Source organism: Nostoc sp. NMS2 (genome assembly GCF_017115105.1).
GTDB lineage: Bacteria > Cyanobacteriota > Cyanobacteriia > Cyanobacteriales > Nostocaceae > Nostoc.
In genome coordinates, this window is the sequence record NZ_JABXKH010000055.1 from 1 (window position 1) to 23,009 (window position 23,009).

Consider the following 23,009-nt stretch of genomic DNA (forward strand, 5'->3'; position numbering starts at 1 on the left):
TTTCTGTCTCTTCAGATGTACGGAGATTTTTCAGAAATCAAATACTAGCCCTATATATGTCAATACAGTTCAGTTAAGCAATTTTTTTCCTTCTCTTTCTTCTCTCTGCGTCCTCTGCGCCTTGGCGGTTCGTTAAAAAATTGACTTGGTAACAGAGTTTTAGCCTTAACCCAAGCGTATTGAGCTATATGTACAGTTGCTCATTGTGTGTTTTCAGAGAGCAAAATAAAAAGGCAAAAGAAAATCTTCTTTTGCCTTTTTACTTTTTACCTTTTAATAGAGACGCGAAATTTCAAGTCTTTATTCGTCGTCGAAATCATCCTCGTCGTCTTCCTCTTCTTCCTCGAAATCGTCGTCGTCTACTACTTCATCGGCGATTAATTCATCTTCATCATCTAGAACTGACCTTTCTGCACGTCTGCTACCAAAACCAGATTCCCCAAGAGTCGGAGAATCTAAATTATAGGTGCGAGCTGTGCGGTCATCTAAGACCATATCCAGGGGATCATCAACTTCATCCAAGACACTACTGCTAATATCAGCAGCGTAGTCCTCGATCGCACCGGGTTCATCATAGGTATTGTACCCAGTACCAGCCGGAATCAATCGCCCAATAATCACGTTTTCCTTTAATCCGCGCAGCCAGTCAGATTTACCTTCGATAGCTGCTTCAGTAAGTACCCGTGTTGTCTCTTGGAATGATGCGGCAGAAATAAAGCTGTCGGTGTTCAACGATGCTTTGGTGATCCCCAACAATACTGGGGTATACTGTGCCCTCGCACCGCCTGTAATTGCCATAGCTTCATTCACCTGCTCAACTTGGCGCAGTTCCACCAATTCGCCGGGGAGCATGGTGGTGTCACCACCATCATCAATCCTGACCTTGTTGGTCATCTGGCGAACAATTACTTCAATGTGCTTATCGGAAATATCAATCCCTTGAGACTGATACACCATTTGTACTTCATTCACCAAGAATGTCTGTACCTTTTGCAAAGCAAGGCTAGCACAAGCATAGATTCCATCTTCAGAACCAAGGCTAAAGAAGATTTCCAAAATTTCGTGGGGATTAGATGGGCCATCAGTTAACGGTTGTCCCGCTAATACGATTGATCCATCTGGCACAATCAAGTTTTGTCCAGGCCCCAGAGGATAATCTGTCACCACGCCATTTGATTCTACAACCTTGATAGCGATCGCTTCATCACCATCACCGTAAACTACCTTAACTTCTCCGCCCCGACGACATAAGATACACGCTTCTTTCGGTTTCCGAGCTTCAAGTAGTTCCTCAATCCGGGGCAAACCTTGAATAATATCTCCGGTTTTGGCGCGTTCAAACACCAGCAACACCAAGTTATCACCCCGTTGTACCAAATCGCCGTCTTCTATCTGCAACACAGCACCAGGGCTGACTCGATAAGGACGACCGATGCGGGTAGTAATAACGAAGTTTTTAGTACTCAAAGCTGATTCCCCACCAGATGCAGCAGTGGCACTTTTAACATCCACTACCTGTCCTGATTCTGGGGCAAAAACTCCAGGAGCAACTTCTGTACCTTCTACTAGCAAGTCACCCACTTTTACCTTGGGCTGAGTACTAGTATTAATGGTGAGCCTGTCAACGTCACGCAACACCAAGCAGCGACGCACGTTTTCGGCTCCTTTTTGGACACCCCGCACTTCCCCGCCTTCTTTACACAAGATTTGGGTACGAGCGACTACAGAACCTGGGGCGATGGTTAGCCCATCATGTACCTCAAGTGTCGTCTGGGTGCTACCTTGGGTGGCATCGGCGGTAATGTCTCGACGAATTACCAAGGATTCCAAAATTACCAGTTGTAAACGTTGAACTTCTGGGTCTTCGGTATCCTCTACCAATTCAATATCTGCTGCCAGGGGTGAAGCATTATGGTCTTGTTCCCCTTCTTGCTCAATTTCTAGCACTAGCTGGGTTCGCAGCAGTTCTACACCTTCAACGGATTTGACACGTTCTGAATCTTTGTAAGGTAGTCTCTGCACCGCCCTTAATTGAATCGAACGCCCGGTTTGTTGACTTACCGATGTCGTTGATGGCACATCTGGATTATCTGGTACGGCAAACTCGACTACTGGACGACTCAAGAGGGCGGGGCCTTCTGGTGTTTCCACATATTGGATATAACGCAATTCCGTGGCGACGTTGCCTTGGAATTCCTCACCTGGTTGGATGAAGGTGTTATCTCGCCCGATGACTGATTCGGGATCGTCCACCATCAGCAGTTCCCCTGGCTTCACCACGACTTCTCGCAGGATGTCGTTTTTCTGGGTCACTTCTACCACACCACTGTTTTGGCAGAAGATATCCTTCACCACTTCGGTACCAGCTTCGACAAACTGACCGTCTTCCACCAACAGTAAGGAGATATCTTTATTGACTTCGTGGCTTTCTTCGGGAATCCACAATAAAGTACCGCCCTGCACAACCTCATAACCCAGCTTGGCTTTACCTTTTTTCTGGACTTCTACACCCGCGAATTTCAGGAAACCGCCAGTGGTTGTGCGATAACGATCATCAATTAACTCAGCTACCACTTGACCATTTTGCACTTTTGTGCCTGGTGTAGCTCGAAGGTTAAAGACCTGGTTGTTGCCTGTGGAGACTAAGTAGTTATTGCGACCTTGGGAACTTTGAACTGTCACAGTTGCCTGGTCTAAAACCACAGAAGCGGTGATAATCTCAATTTCCCTGGTACTCTTACCTGGGGTAGCTTCGGGCAAACGCACCACACCACCGTGCAAACTGGCTAACTTGGTTTCTGCTAAAACTCCATTAGAAGCGATCGCATCACCATTTTTCACCACCAATTCTGCCCCAGGTGGCAAGTTATACACTTCCCCAGACAAAATCCAAATCAAGCCACCGCGTGCGGCTGTGGTTGTAGTATTGCCTTGACGGTCAGTTTTTTGTTCTGGAACAACTTCGGCAAATTGCACTTCCCCTGCTAAGTCAGAGGCAACATCTTTAACTGCTTTTTCTGTATTAGTCCGAGTTGTGCGTCCACCAAGGGCAACCTCTGCTAACAACTGACCTTGTTTTACCTTATTTCCATCAAATACGTATAGTGTTGAACCTTGAGTAAGATGAACCTCTTGGTTTTCTGGGGTAACATCACCTACTTTTGTTGGCTCCAAAAGCATGATGCCATTAGCCTCAACATAGAGGGCATCTTCCCCGTGGCGGGTACGATATGTTCTAGTTTTCAGTTTGCGGGGAAGTTTGACAGTCCCATCAATTTTAGAACGAACTTGTTGCGCCACTTCTCCAGTAAACACCCCACCAGTGTGGAATGTCCGCATGGTTAGCTGGGTACCAGGTTCGCCGATACTTTGAGCGGCAATAATCCCCACAGCTTCACCTAAGTCTACCATCTTGGCGTGGGCCAAACTCCAGCCGTAGCAGTGTTGACAGACAGAACGTGCAGCTTCGCAAGTTAGTGGCGATCGCACCACAACTTGTGACACCCCAGCTTTTTCAATTTTCTTCGCCAAGTCTTCAGGAATTGGTGAATTACGTGGTGCAATAACTTCTTTTGTCACCGGATGCACCACATCTTCGCCAATTACCCGTCCCATCAAGCGGGTTGCAAGAGGAATTAAGGTTTTAGCACCTTCTGTCATTGGCCCAATGCTAAGACCTCTGGTGGTGCCGCAGTCAAATTCCCGAATAATTACATCTTGGGAAACGTCCACCAATCGGCGCGTGAGATAACCAGAGTCAGCCGTTCGCAAGGCAGTATCCACCAATCCCTTTCTAGCACCGTAAGACGAAATAATATATTCCGTCACAGTGAGTCCTTCACGGAAGTTGGTTTTGATCGGCAAATCGATAATTTCCCCTTGAGGATCTGCCATCAGTCCCCGCATCCCCACCAACTGCCGGACTTGTGAGATGTTACCCCGTGCCCCGGAGAATGCCATCATATATACGGAGTTCAAGGGATTAGTCTTCTTGAAGTGGACGACTACTTCATCTTTCAGGGCTTCACTAGTACCATTCCAGGTATCAATTACCTTTTGGAAGCGTTCTACTTCAGTAATTTCTCCCCGTTGGTAACGAGTTTCAGTGGCGCGAATTTCTTCTTCGGCTGCTTCTAAAAGCAATCGCTTAGTTGGTGGCACCATCAAGTCATCTACACTGATGGAAACCCCTGCTTTGGTAGCGTAGCGAAATCCCAAATCTTTCAATTTGTCCGCCATCACTGCGGTTCGCGCCGTACCATAATTCGTAAAGGCCCAAGAAATTAAATTTCTCAATTGACCTTTATCAACCACCCGATTGCGAAAAATCATTTTTTCGTTAGTCATTAATCATTAGTCCTAAGTCATTAATAATTCGTAATTCGTAATTCGTAATTCGTAATTAATTCTTCAATTATGAATTAGAAATTACTAATTAACTAGCAAGTGCTTCCTGAATGGCGTTATTGTAAATAACGCGACCAGGAGTTGTGTATATATACTGTGAAAGTACATTACCCTTAGCGTCTTGTCTGACTCGGCGGAACTTATAGAGTAATGTGCGGGTACCATCCTCATTTTCCGTCACTTTTACGGGTTCTGTATCCGGTTGGTCTGATTCTATTTCACCGTCAAACCGCACGTAAATATAGGCGTGCAAGTCAATTTGCTCTTGCTGGAAAGCCATAATTACATCCTCTAGCGAAGAAAAGTAATTTCCTGCACCTTTTGTCGCACCGGGATTTTCTGCTGTTAAGTAATAGGCTCCCAACACCATATCTTGGCTAGGCGTGATGATGGGTTTACCTGTGGCTGGTGACAAAATGTTGTTAGAAGCCAACATCAACAACCGCGCTTCAGCCTGACTTTCTAATGACAACGGTACGTGTACCGCCATTTGGTCGCCGTCAAAATCGGCGTTAAACGCTGGACACACCAGAGGATGGAGTTGAATCGCTCTACCTTCTACTAAAATTGGTTCAAAGGACTGAATACCCAAGCGGTGCAACGTTGGTGCCCGGTTTAGCATCACAGGGTGTCCTTCAATCACCTCTTCCAGTACATCCCAAACACTGGGGTCATTACGCGATATCAGCTTTTTCGCAGCTTTGATGTTATTCACCATGCCGCTACGAATCAGGCGATTAATCACAAATGGTTGAAATAGCTCAATTGCCATTTCTCTAGGCAAACCGCACTGGTGAATTTTCAGCTTTGGCCCGACCACAATAACCGAACGTCCAGAGTAGTCAACCCGTTTACCTAACAAGTTTTGTCGGAAACGTCCTTGCTTACCCTCAATAATGTCGGACAAAGATTTCAGTGGTCGGTTGTTTGCCCCTACTACAGTGCGTCCCCGACGACCATTGTCAATCAAAGCATCCACTGCTTCTTGCAGCATCCGCTTTTCGTTCCGCACAATAATCTCTGGTGCTAAAATTTCTTGCAAACGTGCCAAACGATTGTTGCGGTTAATAACCCGCCGATACAAATCATTTAAATCGCTGGTGGCAAACCGTCCGCCATCTAGTTGCACCATTGGGCGCAAGTCGGGCGGAATCACGGGAATAACTGCCATTACCATCCACTCTGGCTTAGAACCAGTGGCGATAAAGTTGTCAATTACCCGCAGTCGCTTAATTAGCTTGGCTCTCTTTTGTCCCTTGGCGTTACCAATTTCTTCGCGTAGACTTTCCGCTTCTTGTTCTAAATTGATATCAGCAAGCAAACGCAACAGCGCTTCAGCACCAATACCTACTTCTACGCCTTGCAGCACAGAATCTTCGCTATAAATTTGGTCTTCTATTTCCAACCACTGGTCTTCACTCAGTAGTTGTTTGTAAGTCAAAGTTTCGGCATTACCTGCACTCAGGACAACATAAGAGTTGAAATAGACAATCTGCTCGACATCCCGCAAGGGCATATCCAACAGGATGGAAATATAGCTAGGAATGCCTTTGAGATACCAAACGTGAGCAACTGGTGCAGCGAGTTTAATATAGCCCATGCGGTGACGACGCACCCGTGACTCGGTGACTTCTACCCCGCAGCGCTCACAGACAATACCTCTGTGACGAACTCTTTTATACTTACCACAATGGCATTCCCAATCTTTCGCGGGGCCAAAGATGCGCTCACAAAACAAGCCATCCATCTCTGGCTTGAGAGTTCGATAGTTAATCGTCTCTGGCTTGGTAACTTCACCGACTACTTGACCGTTGGGTAATGTTCTCTCGCCCCACTGCCGAATGCGTTCAGGGGAAGCCAAGCCGATTTTTACGTAGTCAAACTGATTAGTTTGGGCAGGTCTCATAATTAATTCGTAATTCGTAATGCGTAATTCGTAATTAACAATTTCTAATTCGTAATAGTGGCGTAGGCGTAGCCCGCCGTAGGCATCGCAAGCTACGCTAACGTAATTCGTAATTCATAATTAAGAAGTGTAATTTGTGATTTCTAGTTCGGAATTATGGATTTTCCTTCAATTCCGAACTACAGATTCTTAAATTTATCTTCAATTACGAATTACGAATTACGAATTACGAATTATTCGTCGTCATCCAGCGATTCGCGGGAAAGAGATTCATAGGTGGGTCGAGGCGGTGTGCGACGGGCTGATTGGTCTGCCATCAAATCGACTTCCACATCTAGAGAACTGCCGTCTGCTTGGGTTTCTACCTTGTGTACGGCAATGTCTAACCCCAATGATTGCAACTCGCGCATCAACACCTTAAAGGATTCTGGGGTTCCAGGTCGAGGAATTGCCTTACCTTTAACGATCGCATTTAACGCTTCATTCCGTCCTTGCATATCGTCAGATTTAACTGTGAGCAATTCCTGTAAGGTGTAAGCGGCACCAAAGGCTTCCAATGCCCACACTTCCATTTCCCCAAACCGTTGACCACCTTGTTGTGCTTTACCACCCAAGGGTTGCTGAGTCACCAGTGAGTATGGGCCTGTAGAACGGGCGTGGATCTTATCATCCACTAAATGCACCAGTTTCAGCATATAAGCCACACCGATGGTAATTGCTCGGTCAAAGGGTTCACCTGTACGACCGTCATACACCATGATTTTGCCGGGATTATCTGGGTTATATACCCAGTCTTTCCCTGTTTCGTCCCGTGCTTCTTGCAATTTGCCATGCACGATGCGGCGGGATGACTCTTCCCCATACATTTCGTCAAAGGGAGTAATTTTAAATCGTACTCCCAAAGTTTGACCAGCCCAACCCAAGAGGCACTCAAATACTTGTCCGACGTTCATCCGACTGGGTACACCCAAGGGGTTGAGTACAATGTCCACTGGTGAACCATCGGGTAAATAAGGCATATCTTCCGCCGGTAATATCCGAGAAATAATCCCTTTATTACCGTGTCGTCCTGCCATTTTGTCGCCAACTTGGATTTTGCGTTTTTGAGCAACATACACCCGGACTACCATATTGGCTCCTGGTGGTAGTTCATCGCCTTGTTCACGAGTAAACAAGCGCACATCAACTACGCGACCTTTTTCACCGTTGGGAACTCGCAGGGAATTATCCCGCACATCCCGCGCTTTTTCACCGAAGATGGCACGCAACAGTTTTTCTTCTGGCGGTTGGTCAGATTCACCTTTGGGTGTTACCTTACCCACCAAGATATCACCAGCTTCTACCCACGCCCCAATGCGAATGATTCCCTGTTCATCCAACTGACGTAAGGCATCTTCCCCGACGTTAGGAATTTCTCTGGTAATTTCTTCTGGCCCCAGTTTTGTTTGTCTGGCTTCAATTTCATATTTTTCAATGTGAATTGAGGTGTAGACATCATCCTGTACCAGTCTTTCAGAGATTAAAATCGCGTCTTCGTAGTTGTAGCCTTCCCAAGGCATGTACGCAACGACGATATTTTGTCCTAGCGCCAATTCACCGCCTTCGGTGGAGGAGCCATCAGCCAATACCTGACCAGCAACAACCCGTTCCCCAATGCGGACGAGGGGTTTCTGATTTAAACAGGTGTCTTGGTTGGAACGTTGGTACTTGGAAAGGGTGTACTTAATTTCTGAAGTGTTAGGTTTCGGACGGACGCGAATTTCTGTAGCATCCACATAAGTGACATCGCCATCAGTACGCGATACAACCACCATCCCGGAGTCTCTTGCTCCTTGGGCTTCCAAACCAGTACCCACCAGAGGACGCTCTGGCTTGAGCAGGGGTACTGCTTGCCGTTGCATGTTCGATCCCATCAGCGCTCGGTTAGCGTCATCATGCTCCAAGAAGGGAATCATGCTGGTTGCTACCGACACAATCTGTACGGGAGATACTGCTACGTAGTCAACCTGTTCTGGTGTTGTGGTGGAAAATTCTTGACGATAGCGGACTGGCACTTGTGGGCCAATAATGTGCCCAGTTTCATCTACAGGAATATCCCCAGGAGCAACCCGCAGGTCGTCTTCTTCATCGGCTGTCATGTAGGCTGGAGGCAAGTCAAATCTGACCCGACCATTTTCTACAGGTCTAAATGGCGTTTCTAGGAAGCCGTACAGGTTAACCCGCGCATGGGTTGCTAAGGAGCCAATCAATCCGGCGTTGGGGCCTTCTGGTGTCTCAATGGGGCAAATACGTCCATAGTGACTAGGATGAATATCCCGAACGGCAAACCCAGCGCGTTCGCGGGTTAAACCACCAGGGCCAAGGGCACTCAGACGGCGTTTGTGGGTCAGTTCTGCGAGAGGATTGGTTTGATCCATGAACTGACTTAACTGGCTGGAACCAAAGAATTCTTTAATTGCTGCTACCAATGGTTTGGGGTTCACCAAGGAAGCGGGGGTTAGCACTTCGGCATCGGATACGGTCATCCGTTCCCGAATAATTCTTTCTAAACGGTTTAAGCCTACCCGTACTTGGTTTTGCAGCAATTCTCCAACGCTTCTCACCCGGCGGTTGCCTAAGTGGTCAATGTCATCGATATTACCGATGTCATATTCTAGGTTAATTAGGTAATCTACGGCTGCCAAAATATCGCCAGCAGTCAACACCCGCATGGTATCTGGGACAGAAAGGCGCAATTTCTTGTTGAGTTTGTACCGTCCGACGCGACCAAGGTCATAACGTTTCGGGTCAAAGAAACGAGAGTCTAAAAGCTGTTGTCCACCTAAGACTGTAGGTGGTTCACCAGGACGCAGTTTCCGATATAACTCCATCAAGGCTTCTTCTTCAGAAAATTGCCCTTCTTTTTCGATGGTTTTTTGGAAATATTCGGGGTGGCGTAAAGCGTCAAAGATTTCGTTGTCTGATAACCCTAAAGCTTTTAGGAGTACTTGCGCTGAGAGTTTGCGGGTTTTGTCGATGCGTACCCACACCAAATCGTTACGGTCTGTTTCAAATTTCAGCCATGCGCCCCGGTTGGGAATTAAGCTAGCTGAATAAGTCCGTCGCCCGTTTTTGTCGATTTCTGATTTGTAATAGACCCCTGGCGATCGCACTATTTGATTGACAATTACCCGTTCGGCTCCGTTAATAATAAATGTGCCGCGATCGGTCATCAAAGGCAAATCACCAATGAATACCTCTTGCTCTTTGATTTCCCCGGTTTCTTTATTAATCAACCGTGTGGGAACATACATTTGGACGGCATAAGTACTATCCCGCCGTTTGGCTTCTTCGACGCTGTACTTTGGCTCTTTGAGTTTGTAGTTATGACCCAAAAAGTGCAATTCTAATTTGCCCGTATAATCTGTAATAGGACTAAAGGAGTTCAGTTCTTCTATCAGCCCTTCTTCCAAAAACCAGCGAAAGCTCGCTCGCTGGATTTCAATCAAGTCGGGCAACAGAAAGGCGGGTTCCATGTATGTTTCTTTAGTCATGCCTCTTCCTTTGTCAACCTGGTAAAATTGTCCCTTGGACACTGCTGTTTGATGCTTCCCACTGCTAGTCAGTGTCCTTAGTTGTTTGGGAACTTTTGACACACTTGCTATTTACAGGTGTGGGCAAACGCAGCGATTAAAGCTGGAATGAGCAATTTGGACAAGGGGGTAATTGCCCCTAATCGGGTACTCAGACACCAAAAACTCACTATAGTCTTGATTTAAGAAGAATATACAGTTGAGATATTCCTGAGTTTTATCTACGTTCTTCATTTCCCCTCCAAAAAGCGCGTTAATTTGCTGACGCAGCTCTAGACGGTGTGTTTTAAATCCACCCGACTATTTATACTCTCAGTGATATCTTAGATATCCTAAGACTGAGGGAACGATCCGCACCTTGTCGGCTTTGAATCAGAATTACTTCGTTTTGCTGGATTGTACTCACAAGGCAATTTCGTTTAAGGATTTTGTATAGGTTCAATACACAGAAGCCGATATTGTGCAAAAGTCTAGCTCAACCTGGTTTGGCACGGTTAGTCATTATGTGGAGAGCATCCGCTTGTAGAGATTTGGAGGATGGCCAAGCCGATAACATCACTGAAAATTAGGCTCAGAAATTTTAGGTTCCTTCCTTTATCATTATGGCGCACGCAAAATGTTTTTGAGGGAATAATATTAGCATATTTTTGTCCCCCTAGAGTTTTATTTTTTTAGCACAACTGAATAAAAGAGAATTATTGCCCACTTTCTATTGACAGACCAAATAATTCACAGGCATTTTGGGTGGTTTGATGGGCGATCGCCTCTACTGTTTCCTGACGCAGTTTAGCTACTTGCTCGGCTACGTAAAGTACGTAGGACGGCTCGTTGCGCCTCTCGCCCCGTTTCGGAACTGGAGCGAGAAATGGACAGTCTGTTTCAATTAGTAGGCGATCGCTACTCACCATCGCAGCTGAGGATTGGATCGCTTTGGCATTTTTGAACGTTACCGTCCCGCTAAAGCTGATATAGAAGCCTAAATCGAGAAACCATTGGGTTTCTTCTGGCGTTCCTCCCCAGCAATGCATGACACCCCGCACTCTTTCTCCTTTGAGTTTCCGCCATTTTTGCAACACTTCTCTGGTTGCTACAGCAGCATCCCGGCAGTGGATAATCACTGGTAAATTGAGGTCAGATGCGATCGCTAACTGTGACTCAAATACCATCAGCTGATGCTCATAGTTATCAGCTTTGTAAAAATCCAGTCCCATTTCCCCAATTGCTACTACATTCGAGTCAGAACTCGCTAAGGTTTTGATTTTCTCGGCTGTTTCGCTATTCCATTTATCAGCATCTAGAGGATGTAATCCTACGGCAAAGCTGATTTCAGGAAACTCGTGCGCTATAGATTGAATGGTGGAAAACTCATCCGGGTGAACACAGGAATGTACTAAACGCACTACTCCTGCTTCTTGCCACCGCGATCGCACTGTTGCTAAATCCGGCTGAAAACTATCAAAGTTGAGATGAACGTGCGTGTCTACCAGTTGCATTCTTTGTTCTTTGTTGTTTGTCCTTTGTCCTTTATCCTTTGCTAAAGACCAATGACCAATACTTCGGCTTTGCTCAGTACAAGTGACTAAGGACAAATGACCAATGACTACTCAGCCGTTTGTGCAATGGGCTTTAGTTTATGAGCCAATCTCGACTTTTTCCTTGCTCCATTATTGGCGTGAAGGACACCCCGTTTGACTGCTTTATCGATTTTGCCGTAAGCTTCGGATAACCGAGCCTCTGCTTCTTGTTTTAATTCTGGGGTAGGATTAGCTGCATAAACAGCTACAGCATTAGAGTATTTCTTCATCAGCGTCTTGACTGCTGATTTGTAAGATTTATTACGCAGTCGGTTACGTTCTGCGATTTGGGCACGCTTGAGAGCAGACTTTGTATTCGCCACAGTCAATTCCAAAAATACTATTAATATGTACACACACTACTAGACTTACTAATATAGCATCCAAATTGCCAATGTTATAATTTCCTAAAAAAAATCTGCCATTGGACAATAGTTCTTCTTCCCCTGCTTTCTAAATCTCTCCAGTCCGCAATTGAGTGTGTTGTCAATTTAGGAAATGCGTTAAAATAAGCCATATCAAATAAAACTGTTACCCTAACTCGACTAAATACCTGAGAAAGCGGTGTGATTGCCAATGTAATCTTTCCTGACTTTTAGGATGTATTGTCAGAGGCAAAGAACTGTAAACAGCTAAATTTCAGGGGTTATCAAAGTATAGAAGCGATATTATATCGTGTCTGTACAGAGTTAAACTACTGAGAAGTTAGGAAAAGAAGTAAAAATTATCCTCAGACCCTACCCCCTGTAAATCTGGGGGATTGGATGTGTAAACACACCACCTGCACCCCGCAAGGAGTGAGGGAAAGGGCATAAGGGTAGTGGGAAATGGCACACCCACATCCTGCCGCTATCCTGCTAAGGGTTGTCGGACTGAGCAATTAAGTCGCCTTCTCAAGCAAACCATCTGCTGGCAACCTTGAGAGTATCAAAAAAATCCAGGTTAAGCTAGAGAAGAGAATTAGAGTCAGCTTGCACACCCCAGTGGGTCAAGAGCAATACTAAATCTCAGGTGTGAATATTATAATTTTGGCATTGTCCTTACTCCATGCTGCGAATCATTACTCAGCAGGCAGACGTTAGAGCAGAACTGCAACGGATCTGCGATCGCACCCATGACGAACAGGTGCTTCACAAAGAAGCAACGGTGCGGGAAGTTTTGCAAGCAGTGAAGCGCCAAGGCGATAAAGCTGTATTGCATTACACAGCCGAATTTGACAAACAAACCCTGAAAGCAGAAGAACTCCGAGTTACAGGCTCGGAACTAGATGCAGCCTATCAGCAGGTGTCAAAGGAGTTGTTGGGCGCAATTCGGCTAGCTCGCCGCCAAATTGAAGCGTTTCATCGTCAGCGAGTCCCAAAAAGCTGGGTACACTTTGGCGACGATGAAGTAGTGCTGGGCAAACGCTACACCCCTGTAGACCGAGCGGGGTTGTATGTGCCTGGTGGCCGCGCCGCCTATCCTAGTACAGTGCTGATGAATGCAATTCCGGCTCATGTTGCTGCTGTACCCCATATAGTGATGGTGACACCTCCAGGCCCAGGAGGTGCAATTAACCCAGCAGTCTTGGTAGCTGCTCAAGAAGCAGGGGTACAAGAAATTTATCGCATTGGGGGCGCACAAGCGATCGCTGCTTTAGCTTATGGCACAGAAACAATTCCGAAAGTGAATGTGATTACTGGCCCTGGTAACATTTATGTCACCCTAGCGAAAAAACTTGTATATGGCACCGTCGGCATTGATTCTTTGGCAGGCCCCAGCGAAGTGCTGGTGATTGCCGATGAAACCGCAAATCCGGTGCATGTAGCTGCTGACTTGCTAGCCCAAGCCGAACACGATCCAATGGCGGCAGCAATCTTACTGACGACAGATGCGGCTTTGGCGAAAAACGTGCAATTAGCCTTGGAAAGACAGCTAGTGGATCATCCACGGCGAATAGACACAGAAAAAGCGATCGCTCACTACGGCTTGATTGTCCTTGTGGAATCGCTCCAAGCAGCAGCAGAACTCTCAAATGAATTTGCCCCCGAACACCTGGAATTAGAAGTAAAAGACCCTTGGGCACTCTTACCACAGATTCGCCACGCTGGGGCAATCTTTTTGGGTTATTCCACACCAGAAGCTGTAGGTGACTATTTGGCAGGCCCTAACCACACCTTGCCAACTTCTGGCGCTGCCCGCTATGCCTCGGCATTAGGGGTTGAAACCTTCCTCAAACACTCAAGTATTATTCAATACTCCCAAACTGCGCTGCAAAATGTAGCTGGTGCTATTGATGTGCTAGCAACAGCAGAAGGTTTACCTTCTCATGCTGATTCAGTCCGCCGCCGAACTCAGCAACAAGAGTGATTTGGAATGGTTAATTTTGTTTAATACTGTTGACAAAAGTCACTTTTTAGGTAGCAAATACAGCATTTGCTACCCTACTTCAGGCTTTTGGCGGGCAATGTCTAGTCGATGCCCGCCTATTGCATTTTGCTGACTTATTATGTAGGAACTCTTAGGGACTGACAAGAAATAAATTATCCATCTTGTGGGGTGGGCAACATGAGCGCCCTGAATCTGGGACGGGTGGGGACACCCATCCCACAAGAAAATTTGGGATGTTTTTTTAGTTGGAAGTCTCTTAACTGGGTTGAAACTCTCTTCATATATGACTTTGTGCTTAAAATTTGTACCTCAATTACCTGCAATCTGCTGTATTTACTAAATAGACAAATAGAAAAATAATTTAGTGTAGCTGCTAACAAGTTTTACTACATACTTATGTAAGGGGTCTACTCTTATAGGAGACGAGAGCAGTGCTAAAGAATATTTTGATAGCTCTGGACGGTTCGGAAATGGGAGAACGAGTAATTCAGAGTTTAGATAATTTGGTGTTATCAAAAGATGCCAAGGTTATTCTGTGTCATGTATTTCCTACGCCAGAGTCAGAAATGGAAATACCAGCCGATCGTCCTCAGCCAGAGTCCCCAACATTTTCTTATTTTCAGCTGGAAAAACAGCTGCAATCCTATCAGGAAAAATTATCAGTCGCAAGTGAGTTAGAACTGGTAACTGGCGATCCTGCTGAAGAGATTATTCGTCTTGCCAATATTTACAAAGCTGACCTGATTATAATTGGTAGTCGCGGGTTGATTGGGATGAAACGAATTGTCCAGCGCTCTGTTAGCAGTCAAGTTGTGGAAGAAGCTAATTGTTCGGTGTTGGTGGTAAAGCCGAATTAGAATCAGGTAAAGGCAAATCAGATGAGCGTGCCAAAGATGGGAGTTGACCGAGTTTGTATAAAATAGGAGATAAATTTGGCTTAGGTTTTTATGAGTTCCCGCCGCATTCTTCAAGTTGGTGAGTCTTATAATTTTAGCCGATATTTTGAATTGCCTTTCACAATTGATAATATTTTAGCCGAATTAAATTGCACCATTGAAAGGAAAAATCTAACATTACCTGAATCATCAGAAATTTTAGACATCCAATTTTTACAGCAGCAACTTCGCCGTAATTTCTCTCATGTTGATTTAGTTAATGAAACTACGAGACGGGAAGCTTTAATTAGTCCAATTTTGTTTGAAGTATGCGATTTAACTAATCAGAGACTCAATATAGAATATTCTATTGCTGTTAACGACTATCTGAAAGGGACTCTCGACTACTATATTGCAGCGCCTCAAAATTTATCTGTCCTGGTAAAAATTATTGCAGGTATTATTTCTGGTTCTTGAACTAGGGACTAAGGAAAGAAGCCGGGGGGCAGGGGGCAGGGGGCAAAGGGGAGAAAATTATCTCTTTCCCCTCCGCTCCCTGCTCCCTACCCCTCTGCCTCTTGTGCCCCATATCCCAATCCCCAATCCCTCACATCCAGTCAAATCAACGTCCTTGAGTTGCCAGAAATTGACGCAAGCTCAACAAACTCAAGGTTTGACCCAAATTCAAGGGCAAAAGTGAAACTCCTTCCAAGCGGGATTGCACCCAACCTTGTCCCCAGTACCATTCATGAAACCCGTCAATACCTCCACTGAGTAGCAAACGGAGACAGTTGGATTTTACAACGTCTACTTGATGATGAATTGAGACTGGCCCAGTCCAGGTAGTAAACTGAAATCCCGGAAGTAGTTCTTCTGGCATTCCTGGCGCAAAGCGTTGTCCTAAGAGCCATTTTTCTAGCTGTACCGGATGCAACAGACTGTCACGAATTGCATCTGTTGACGCTTCAATTTCGATTCGCAGTTGACTTTGTTGAAAATTACCTAACATTTTTCTAAGATTGCCTAAAAGTGAGATATCGCTATTTCTAATATTGCAAATAGTCTTTGTCATTAGTCATTAGTCCTTTGTCCTTTGCAAATAACTAATGACCAATACAACTCTTGGAGACGCTACGCGCAGCGTCTCGTAGAGAAGGGCAGTACAAGTGACCAATGACAAATGACCAATGACAGCCCTTTATTTGCGTGACACCCCACTACGTTACTTTTCTTGCAGCAGAGAACTTAGAATAGAAAAAGTGAACTTGTTAAGAAATGTAAGGTTATTCATGGCGGATCAGTTAATTCGTGCAACAGCAGCCGAAGGTGGAATTCGGGCCGTAGGTGTGATCACCACACGTTTAACAGAAGAAGCACGGGGGCGACACAAGCTTTCTTATGTGGCAACGGCAGCACTGGGTCGGACTATGGCGGCGGGCTTGTTAATGGCTTCTAGTATGAAGCGAAGTGGATCGCGGGTCAATGTGCGGGTGAAGGGCGATGGCCCTTTGGGCGGCATATTGGTAGATGCCGGCTTAGATGGTACGGTACGCGGGTATGTGGGGAATCCATCTATAGAATTGCCTCCTAATGCCAAAGGTAAGCTAGATGTTGGTGGTGCAGTGGGTGGTGGCTACCTCTACGTTGTGCGAGATGTCGGTTATGGTTATCCTTACTCTAGTACGGTGGAACTAGTTTCTGGCGAAATTGGCGATGATGTGGCTCATTATCTGGTGAATTCTGAACAAACACCTTCAGCTTTAGTTTTAGGTGTGTTTGTGGGAACAGGGGGAGTAACTGCGGCTGGAGGATTACTAGTACAAGTGTTACCCAAAGCTGCCAGAGATGAAGCCCTAGTGGAAACCTTGGAATCACGGGTCGCTGGTCTGGCAGGATTTACGCCATTGTTGCAAGCCGGGAAGAATTTAACTGAAATCTTTAGCGACCTCTTGGGCGATATGGGACTGGAAATCTTTTCCGAACGGCAAATGCTGCGCTTCCACTGTGGTTGTTCTTTCGATCGCGTTTTGGGGGCACTGAAAATTTTGGGAGAAGCCGAACTGCAAGATATGATTGTTAAAGATAATGGTGCTGAAGCAACTTGCGATTTTTGCGGCAACGTTTACCAGGCAAGTAGCGATCAGTTAGCTCAACTAATTGCCGATTTGCAAGCTGAATCTACTGTTTCAGGATAAAGTATAAAACGACACTAATTTTATATATCGATCGTGGTATTCTGTTGAGAAGCATAATCAAAAAAAGTAGCTTTTTGATCGCGAGAAAGTTACTATGGCATCAATGGAATTATCGACCTAAAACAGAGCGCTATTCAATTATTTTGGTGTGAGAGATGACAGAGCGGGATATTCCAGATAGTTGGTCTTCAGCCAGTGATAAAGAGCCAGATCAAAACAAAAGATTATCCCGAACAGAACAATTCGGTGAAACTCAACCATTTGGTGTCCCACCTACTGGTTCTACTTCCAAGTCAGTGAAGCGGCGAAAAAAAAACCATACACAAGGATTACCTATAAATAGTCATTCAGAAGAAACTGCTCAACTCAGTAGTACTTCTGGGAAATGGCCACGCTGGATGAAAAGCTGGACATTGTGGCTAGTACTACTAATGTTGATTCCCGGCAGTGTAGGATTCTTAGCAATGGCAATGCTACTAAAGTTACCGACTGCTCCTAATTGCCCCTCGATTTTCTGGCCCCTAGCTAGTGCTTCTGTACGGCTACATTGCGCTCAGTTGGCGGCTTCTAAGCAAACTGTGAACGACCTATTGCAAGCGATCGCTCTGGTGAAGCAACTACCACAAAATCACCCGTTGCATGGAGAAATTGATCGTTTCATCGCAGAATGGTCGCGGGATATTTTGAAGCTAGCCGATCAAAGTTTCCAAACAGGGAATTTAGAGGAAGCGATCGCTACAGCGAAAAGAATACCCGAAGATGTGGCAGCTTATAAATTAGTCGATGAACAAGTTGACAAATGGCAGTCAATTTGGACAAAGGCAGAAGAAACATACAACGGTGCGATCGCAGAAGTAAAGGAACGGCGCTGGCAATCGGCGTTCATGTTATCCTCTAAAATGCTGCGCGTAGACAATCAATATTGGGCGGGTACTAAATACGACCAATTGAATCGTCTAATCGCCGCAGCGCGGGAAGATGGCGATAAGTTAGGAAAAGCGGAAAGTTTAGCAGACAGCAAAGTAGTCGATAATTTACTCGAAGCCATCAAGCTAGCTGAGTCTATTGGGCAAGAAAGTTACATTTACCAAAAAGCTCAGGAAGCGATTCCCGCATTTGGACGCAAAATGCTGGAATTGGCACAGGCAAAACTAGACAAGCGGGATGCCGACGAAGCCCTGAATATTGCTAGACAAATTCCAGAAAGTACGAAACTACAGGGCGAAACAGACGACTTTATCGCCATAGCTGACGCGCAAAGAAGTGCTTGGATCGGTAACGTTTCTGGTTTAGAGGCTGCGATCGCTCAAGCACAACAAATCGATCCTTCCAGACCAGTGTATAACGAAGCCCAGCAACTGATTGCTCGTTGGCAGTTGGAAATTGAAGATGTTGCCAATCTAGAAAAAGCGAGAATGTTGGCTAGCCAGGGAACAGTCCCTAATTTAACAGCAGCGATCGCCCAAGTACAGTTAATCCCTGCAAATAATCCCAGAGCCACAGAAGCGAGGCAAGAGATAGATCGCTGGCGTGGCCAAGTGGAGACAATTGAAGACCAACCTTACTTAGATCGTGCCGAACAGATAGCTGTATTCGATGATATCAACTCCTTGCAAGCTGCGATCGCTCAGGCCAGCGAAATTCGTAGAGGTCGGGCATTATATCCAGAAGCACGGAAAAGAATTCGGACTTGGGTAGGAAAGATTCAGCGAATTCAAGACCAACCCTACTTGGATCAAGCACAAGAACTGGCTCAGAGTGGAAATCTCACCGCCGCCATTAGCACCGCTCAACAAATTGCCTCGTCGGGAAGGGCGCTTTCTGGGGAAGCGCAAGCTGCGATAAATGACTGGGAAGGGCAAATCCGCACTAGAGAAAACTGGAAAAAAGCTCAAGAAGTGGGCGCGGCTGGTACGCCAGAAGCTTTGGTTGAAGCAATACGACTCGCAGATCGGGTTTCAAACAATAGCATCTTACGCATGGATGCGAATCTGGCTATTGACCAATGGAGTCAGCAATTGTTAGACATAGCCCGCTCTCAAGGTCAGTCTGATATTGCTAGAGGGATTGATATTGCAAAATCGATTCCACGCGGTAGTGCTGCTTACAGTGCGGCGCAAGAGCAAATTAAGACTTGGCAGGATTTTCTAAATCCTAAACCTGAACCTCAGCCTCAACCCCAGACTGAATCTTTACCATTCCCTCAATCAACTCCTACTACTGATGGGCAATAATATCGTTATTAAAGATTAAAACCTTTTAATTCAGCATTTTCAAAGTAGGGGCAATTCATGAATTGCCCCTACAAAAATTTATTGAAAGCAACGGGAAAATCCCTCACAATACTGCGTAGGTTTTGAAGATTTGTAGGTTGGGTTGAACGAAGTGAAACCCAACAAATCCCTGAAAATGTTGGGTTTCGTTCCTCAACCCAACCTACATTAGAGTTATTTTTTAGGCTTAACCGAACAGTATTGCATCCCCTCGTAGGTGGAGAGAGATAGTCGCCCCGCCGCATAGGGCATTGGTAGCTTCTTTACCATGCCCCATTCCCCATGCCCAAAAACTCCATCCTCTTGTGGGTGGAGTTTTTTATTCCCCCCATTCTTTAATTACAGAAAATAGTGATGAGTAATCATCATCAGCAAATGACATTTTCACGGCTGTTTGCAAGATTTGCCGCACACCTTTAATACTGCTGAGATCCAAACTTCGAGATTTCGCTTCCGAGATAAACAATTCTGTATCTTTGAGCAAATGTTTTGTGGGGAAATTCGGATCGGCATAATTGCCATCCAACATCCGTTGTAGCTTTTTATCAAAGGTAGGTGCGTAGAGTGGACTGTCGCGCAAGATTTGCATAAACACATCCACATCAACACCCTGACGCTGGACAAAAGCCAGACTCAGAGCAAAGCTAGTTGTTAGAGAAGCTATTAGTTGATTTAGTGCCAATTTAAGCGCCGCCGCAGATCCTACTGGCCCTATAAGTAAAGGTTCTGTCCCAAAATTTTGGAGTAACTTCAAGTGCCGTTGATATTGTTCTGGCTCTGCCCCTACCATCACACTTAACTTGCCAGCTTTTGCTTCCGGGATACTCCCTAACACAGGTGCTTCTAAATACTCACCACCACCAGCAACTATTGCATCTCTAATTTCCTGGCTTTCTGTGGGCGTAATTGTTCCCATTTGGATGATTGTGCGCCCTTCCAGAGTTTGCCAAGCAGTATCTGAAAGCAACACATTATAAATGGCCGGAGCATTAGTAAGCATGAGGATTACGCACTCAGCAGCACGAATGGCGTGGCGGGGATGTGTAGCAATTTCAGCCCCAGCTGCTTTTAATGGTGCTAATTTTTCTGGGGTGCGATTGTAGGCAACTAGCTGTATATCTGCGGCTAATAACCTTTGAGCCATTGGTAGTCCCATCAGTCCAGTTCCCAGAAATGCTACCTTCATTTTTCACGTTCCTTTGTTACAGCGTCGCAGCCCATTATGGACATCGCATTTGCATTGTTTGATTCAAATTTAGTTGGGAAGTAGTTATTTGAGACTTAAGATACAATCTCAAATCCCAGTTTGCCTACTCCCTAGTAGAGACGCAATTAATCGCGTCTCTCCCTAACTCTGGCAATCAACCACCGGCGGCAAAAGTCACCATGATTATCACTGAAAGTAAAATACCAGGGGTAAGTAGTGTTGCTAACATTAGCAGGTCATGAGTGGACATAATTATTACTTTTGTATTGTGTTTAACTTTACAGTATTCACTGTTATGCTAATCTAAATAAGATTGATACTGCATTCTTAAATAGAGTTTTAACTTTTGAATTTACCTTTATTCTGGCAGGGTCAATCCTTTTATTAGTTGAGAAGTTTCTGTATTATCCAGACCTTTGCTCTGAACTAGAACTCCAAAGCCACCAAGTCCTGTAGGATCTATAAGTTGGTGTAGTGCATCTCGATGCTGTAGTAACTCCGAGAGGGGTTGCTTTTGATAAGAAAGGGCTGCAATCCGTTCGCCTAACCCCAACGCCATCAAAAATAATCCCTGCTGGATAAAACCAATATTCTTTAAATTGCACCGTTCGCCCCAGCGTTCCAAAGCCGTAAAATCAACATGGGCTGTGATATCTTGTCGCCCAATATTGATATAGGGGTTGTCATGGAAACGATGATGATAATAACACTGTAGGGTTCCTTGCGATCGCCTGGGATTATAGTAACGGCTGGCGGGGTAGCCATAATCAATTGTTAACACATAGCCGCGCTGCAAGCGGTCTGCTACTATACTCAACCAGTCTAAAGCAGCTAAATTAATTTCACTACGGTAGCCATCTGGATATGCACTTTGGGCCAAATCGATTCCCAGGAAATCCAAATGTTCAGCTAGTTGGGGCGTTGAAGGTTCTCCTGTGACTTCTACAAATGATGGGAATGGGGCATTGGTTTCTTTTTTATTCTTATCTGTTGTCACATAAATTTCTCGGAGTTCGCCCGTTTCTATGATGAATTGATGGACGGGGAACGCATCTACTAATTCGTTAGAAAAAAAGCAGCCTGCGATCGCATTTGGTGGTATATCCTCTAGATTGCACCAACGCACAGGGAAATCTTGCAAGCGTTGCTGCTGTTCTTGTCTTAAAGTTGGGGACTTTTCAATAATGATATACTCTAGCGCAGTAAAAAAATCTGCGTAGTGCAGTTGATGATATTTAAGGATATGCAATGCTAGCAGTCCTTGACCTGCTCCCATTTCTACCAGAGAAAAGGGTACAGGTTTTCCTAAAATCTCCCACATCTGAAAAAATTGTTCTGCTAGTAACTCGCCAAAGTCAGCACAGAGGTTAGGAGAGGTGAAAAAATCACCACCTTTAAAGCCAATTTTGAGCGCATCGCTGGAATAGTAGCCGTATTCAGGGTGGTATAATGCCAGATCCATGAATCGGGCGAAAGTAATTCGCTGCTGGGGACTAGTGGTGATGTGATTTGCGATCGCTGTACACAATGCTGGATTTGAATCCATAAAATTTTTAGATTGGGGAGTAGAGAAAATAATTAAATTATGAATGATGCAAAACAAAATTCATAATTTCCCTGTTCAGCATCTATACCCCTTAACCCGGACGAGCAGGATCGAGTTTATTTAGAACAATTTTTACAGCATCTATGATTACATCAGGTTCATCTACCCATACAAAATGACCACTATTACTTGCTTGAATTTGAGTACAATTCGTTGATAACTTAAGTAGCTCAATATGCATCTGTTTTCGCAATTGGTTAGCACCTCGCAAAGGAATAAAAACAGTCCAAAAAGAAGGTTTGAAAAAAGAATTTGCTTTGATATTAACTATAGGCATATCACCAAATTGGTTAGCTATACTAACCTCACGTCCACTAGCACTTAGATTTAACATCTCTCGACTCATTGTAATCCAATGTTTAGGACGGCAAAAGGAACGTTTGATTGAATTAAGTAAGTGCTGAGGAAATTTAGCTAATTCCGGCTTTAACACTTCAAATACTTTGCATATCCTCATTAATCGAATAATGCCAAGTATTGAGCCTAGAATAGACATCACAAAGCCTGATATAAAAAAGAGTTTTAATGCTTGCAACTGAAAAGACATTTTCAGCATTCCAGTCTCATGCAGTCCATCTGTTAGTACCATTCCAACAACCTTGTGAGGAAATCGATGGGCATACAACCGGACATTGTAGCTACCAAAGGAATCTCCGATCAAAATGTAGGGTGGTTCAATTCCTGCTTGAGTAAGTAGCGTATCTAATTCTGTGACAATTTGATTGCTGGTTCGGGGATGTGGGCTATGATCGCTCCATCCATAACCCGCTCGGTCATAAATACATACTCGTGCTAACTTTGCCAATTCTTCAACTAAGAGATAGCCCTCAATTCCCCCTAAACTGTGGTCTAAGACAATTGTTGGGCTAGCGTTTCCTGCGGTGTAGAGATGTAAACGATATCCACCCACATCAAACATTTTACCAGGGGGCGGTTTTTGATCTTCAAACCAGCACGCGATCGCTTGATAAAGTGTTGTAGCAACTAGCAGAAAAACTCTGATTAGAATCAACATAGTTAAGTC

14 protein-coding genes are annotated in these 23,009 nt (G+C 45.0%); 5 read left to right on the forward strand and 9 right to left on the reverse strand.

Translation table 11 applies throughout. The annotated features are described in order from the left end of the window. Positions 1–300: 300 nt before the first annotated feature. From HWQ36_RS10305 to rpsT, 5 genes are all read right to left on the reverse strand, one after another. Positions 301–4,347: a DNA-directed RNA polymerase subunit beta'' gene (locus HWQ36_RS10305; protein ID WP_292701576.1), complete on the reverse strand. Its 4,047-nt coding sequence runs from the start codon at positions 4,345–4,347 to the stop codon at positions 301–303. Between the two features lie 88 nt (positions 4,348–4,435). Then, a complete protein-coding gene (locus tag HWQ36_RS10310; RefSeq protein ID WP_292701579.1) occupies positions 4,436–6,313 on the reverse strand; it encodes a DNA-directed RNA polymerase subunit gamma in 1,878 nt (625 codons plus the stop codon). 233 nt (positions 6,314–6,546) lie between these two features. Further along, positions 6,547–9,846, reverse strand: coding sequence for a DNA-directed RNA polymerase subunit beta (gene rpoB, locus HWQ36_RS10315; RefSeq protein WP_292701582.1), 3,300 nt, complete (start codon positions 9,844–9,846; stop codon positions 6,547–6,549). Between the two features lie 734 nt (positions 9,847–10,580). Next, positions 10,581–11,378, reverse strand: coding sequence for a TatD family hydrolase (locus HWQ36_RS10320; protein ID WP_292701584.1), 798 nt, complete (start codon positions 11,376–11,378; stop codon positions 10,581–10,583). Positions 11,379–11,485: 107 nt separating this feature from the next. Beyond that, a complete protein-coding gene (gene rpsT, locus HWQ36_RS10325; protein WP_292701587.1) occupies positions 11,486–11,782 on the reverse strand; it encodes a 30S ribosomal protein S20 in 297 nt (98 codons plus the stop codon). Positions 11,783–12,506: 724 nt separating this feature from the next. Between rpsT and hisD the strand changes: the two genes are divergently transcribed. The 3 genes from hisD (at position 12,507) to HWQ36_RS10340 (ending at position 15,181) form a co-directional block, all read left to right on the forward strand. Continuing rightward, positions 12,507–13,808, forward strand: a complete 1,302-nt coding sequence (hisD, locus tag HWQ36_RS10330; protein ID WP_292701590.1) for a histidinol dehydrogenase — start codon at positions 12,507–12,509, stop codon at positions 13,806–13,808. 452 nt (positions 13,809–14,260) lie between these two features. Continuing rightward, the gene (locus HWQ36_RS10335; RefSeq protein WP_292701593.1) at positions 14,261–14,686 is read left to right on the forward strand and encodes a universal stress protein; all 426 of its coding nucleotides are present in this window, start codon (positions 14,261–14,263) and stop codon (positions 14,684–14,686) included. A gap of 90 nt (positions 14,687–14,776) precedes the next feature. After that, the gene (locus tag HWQ36_RS10340; protein WP_292701595.1) at positions 14,777–15,181 is read left to right on the forward strand and encodes a hypothetical protein; all 405 of its coding nucleotides are present in this window, start codon (positions 14,777–14,779) and stop codon (positions 15,179–15,181) included. Positions 15,182–15,326: 145 nt separating this feature from the next. Here the strand turns inward: HWQ36_RS10340 and HWQ36_RS10345 are convergent, their stop codons facing one another. Then, complete coding sequence (locus HWQ36_RS10345; RefSeq protein ID WP_292701632.1) at positions 15,327–15,713, reverse strand: hypothetical protein; 387 nt, start codon at positions 15,711–15,713, stop codon at positions 15,327–15,329. Between the two features lie 280 nt (positions 15,714–15,993). On the opposite strand from HWQ36_RS10345, the gene hslO reads away from it, so the two are divergent. Beyond that, a complete protein-coding gene (hslO, locus tag HWQ36_RS10350) occupies positions 15,994–16,899 on the forward strand; it encodes an Hsp33 family molecular chaperone HslO (RefSeq protein WP_292701635.1) in 906 nt (301 codons plus the stop codon). A 155-nt stretch (positions 16,900–17,054) separates the two neighbouring features. Continuing rightward, complete coding sequence (locus HWQ36_RS10355; RefSeq protein ID WP_292701598.1) at positions 17,055–19,133, forward strand: chromosome segregation ATPase; 2,079 nt, start codon at positions 17,055–17,057, stop codon at positions 19,131–19,133. Between the two features lie 358 nt (positions 19,134–19,491). Here HWQ36_RS10355 and HWQ36_RS10360 read toward each other — a convergent pair whose 3' ends face one another. The 3 genes from HWQ36_RS10360 to HWQ36_RS10370 all read right to left on the reverse strand — a co-directional run bounded on the left by HWQ36_RS10360 (position 19,492) and on the right by HWQ36_RS10370 (position 23,000). Continuing rightward, positions 19,492–20,358 (reverse strand): NAD(P)-dependent oxidoreductase, encoded by an 867-nt coding sequence (locus HWQ36_RS10360; RefSeq protein WP_292701601.1) that lies wholly within the window; start codon positions 20,356–20,358, stop codon positions 19,492–19,494. A 379-nt stretch (positions 20,359–20,737) separates the two neighbouring features. Next, positions 20,738–21,925: a class I SAM-dependent methyltransferase gene (locus HWQ36_RS10365; RefSeq protein ID WP_292701602.1), complete on the reverse strand. Its 1,188-nt coding sequence runs from the start codon at positions 21,923–21,925 to the stop codon at positions 20,738–20,740. A 91-nt stretch (positions 21,926–22,016) separates the two neighbouring features. After that, a complete protein-coding gene (locus HWQ36_RS10370) occupies positions 22,017–23,000 on the reverse strand; it encodes an alpha/beta hydrolase (protein ID WP_292701605.1) in 984 nt (327 codons plus the stop codon). Between the last annotated feature and the right edge of the window lie 9 nt (positions 23,001–23,009).

Bases quoted from the DNA above. Each gene is read 5' to 3' on its own strand.
- HWQ36_RS10365 (WP_292701602.1), bottom strand. From the start codon at position 21,925: ATGGATTCAAATCCAGCATTGTGTACAGCGATCGCAAATCACATCACC.
- rpoB (WP_292701582.1), bottom strand. From the start codon at position 9,846: ATGACTAAAGAAACATACATGGAACCCGCCTTTCTGTTGCCCGACTTG.
- HWQ36_RS10305 (WP_292701576.1), bottom strand. From the start codon at position 4,347: ATGACTAACGAAAAAATGATTTTTCGCAATCGGGTGGTTGATAAAGGT.
- HWQ36_RS10340 (WP_292701595.1), top strand. From the start codon at position 14,777: ATGAGTTCCCGCCGCATTCTTCAAGTTGGTGAGTCTTATAATTTTAGC.
- hslO (WP_292701635.1), top strand. From the start codon at position 15,994: ATGGCGGATCAGTTAATTCGTGCAACAGCAGCCGAAGGTGGAATTCGG.
- HWQ36_RS10345 (WP_292701632.1), bottom strand. From the start codon at position 15,713: ATGTTAGGTAATTTTCAACAAAGTCAACTGCGAATCGAAATTGAAGCG.
- HWQ36_RS10360 (WP_292701601.1), bottom strand. From the start codon at position 20,358: ATGAAGGTAGCATTTCTGGGAACTGGACTGATGGGACTACCAATGGCT.
- HWQ36_RS10355 (WP_292701598.1), top strand. From the start codon at position 17,055: ATGACAGAGCGGGATATTCCAGATAGTTGGTCTTCAGCCAGTGATAAA.
- HWQ36_RS10370 (WP_292701605.1), bottom strand. From the start codon at position 23,000: ATGTTGATTCTAATCAGAGTTTTTCTGCTAGTTGCTACAACACTTTAT.
- hisD (WP_292701590.1), top strand. From the start codon at position 12,507: ATGCTGCGAATCATTACTCAGCAGGCAGACGTTAGAGCAGAACTGCAA.
- HWQ36_RS10310 (WP_292701579.1), bottom strand. From the start codon at position 6,313: ATGAGACCTGCCCAAACTAATCAGTTTGACTACGTAAAAATCGGCTTG.
- HWQ36_RS10320 (WP_292701584.1), bottom strand. From the start codon at position 11,378: ATGCAACTGGTAGACACGCACGTTCATCTCAACTTTGATAGTTTTCAG.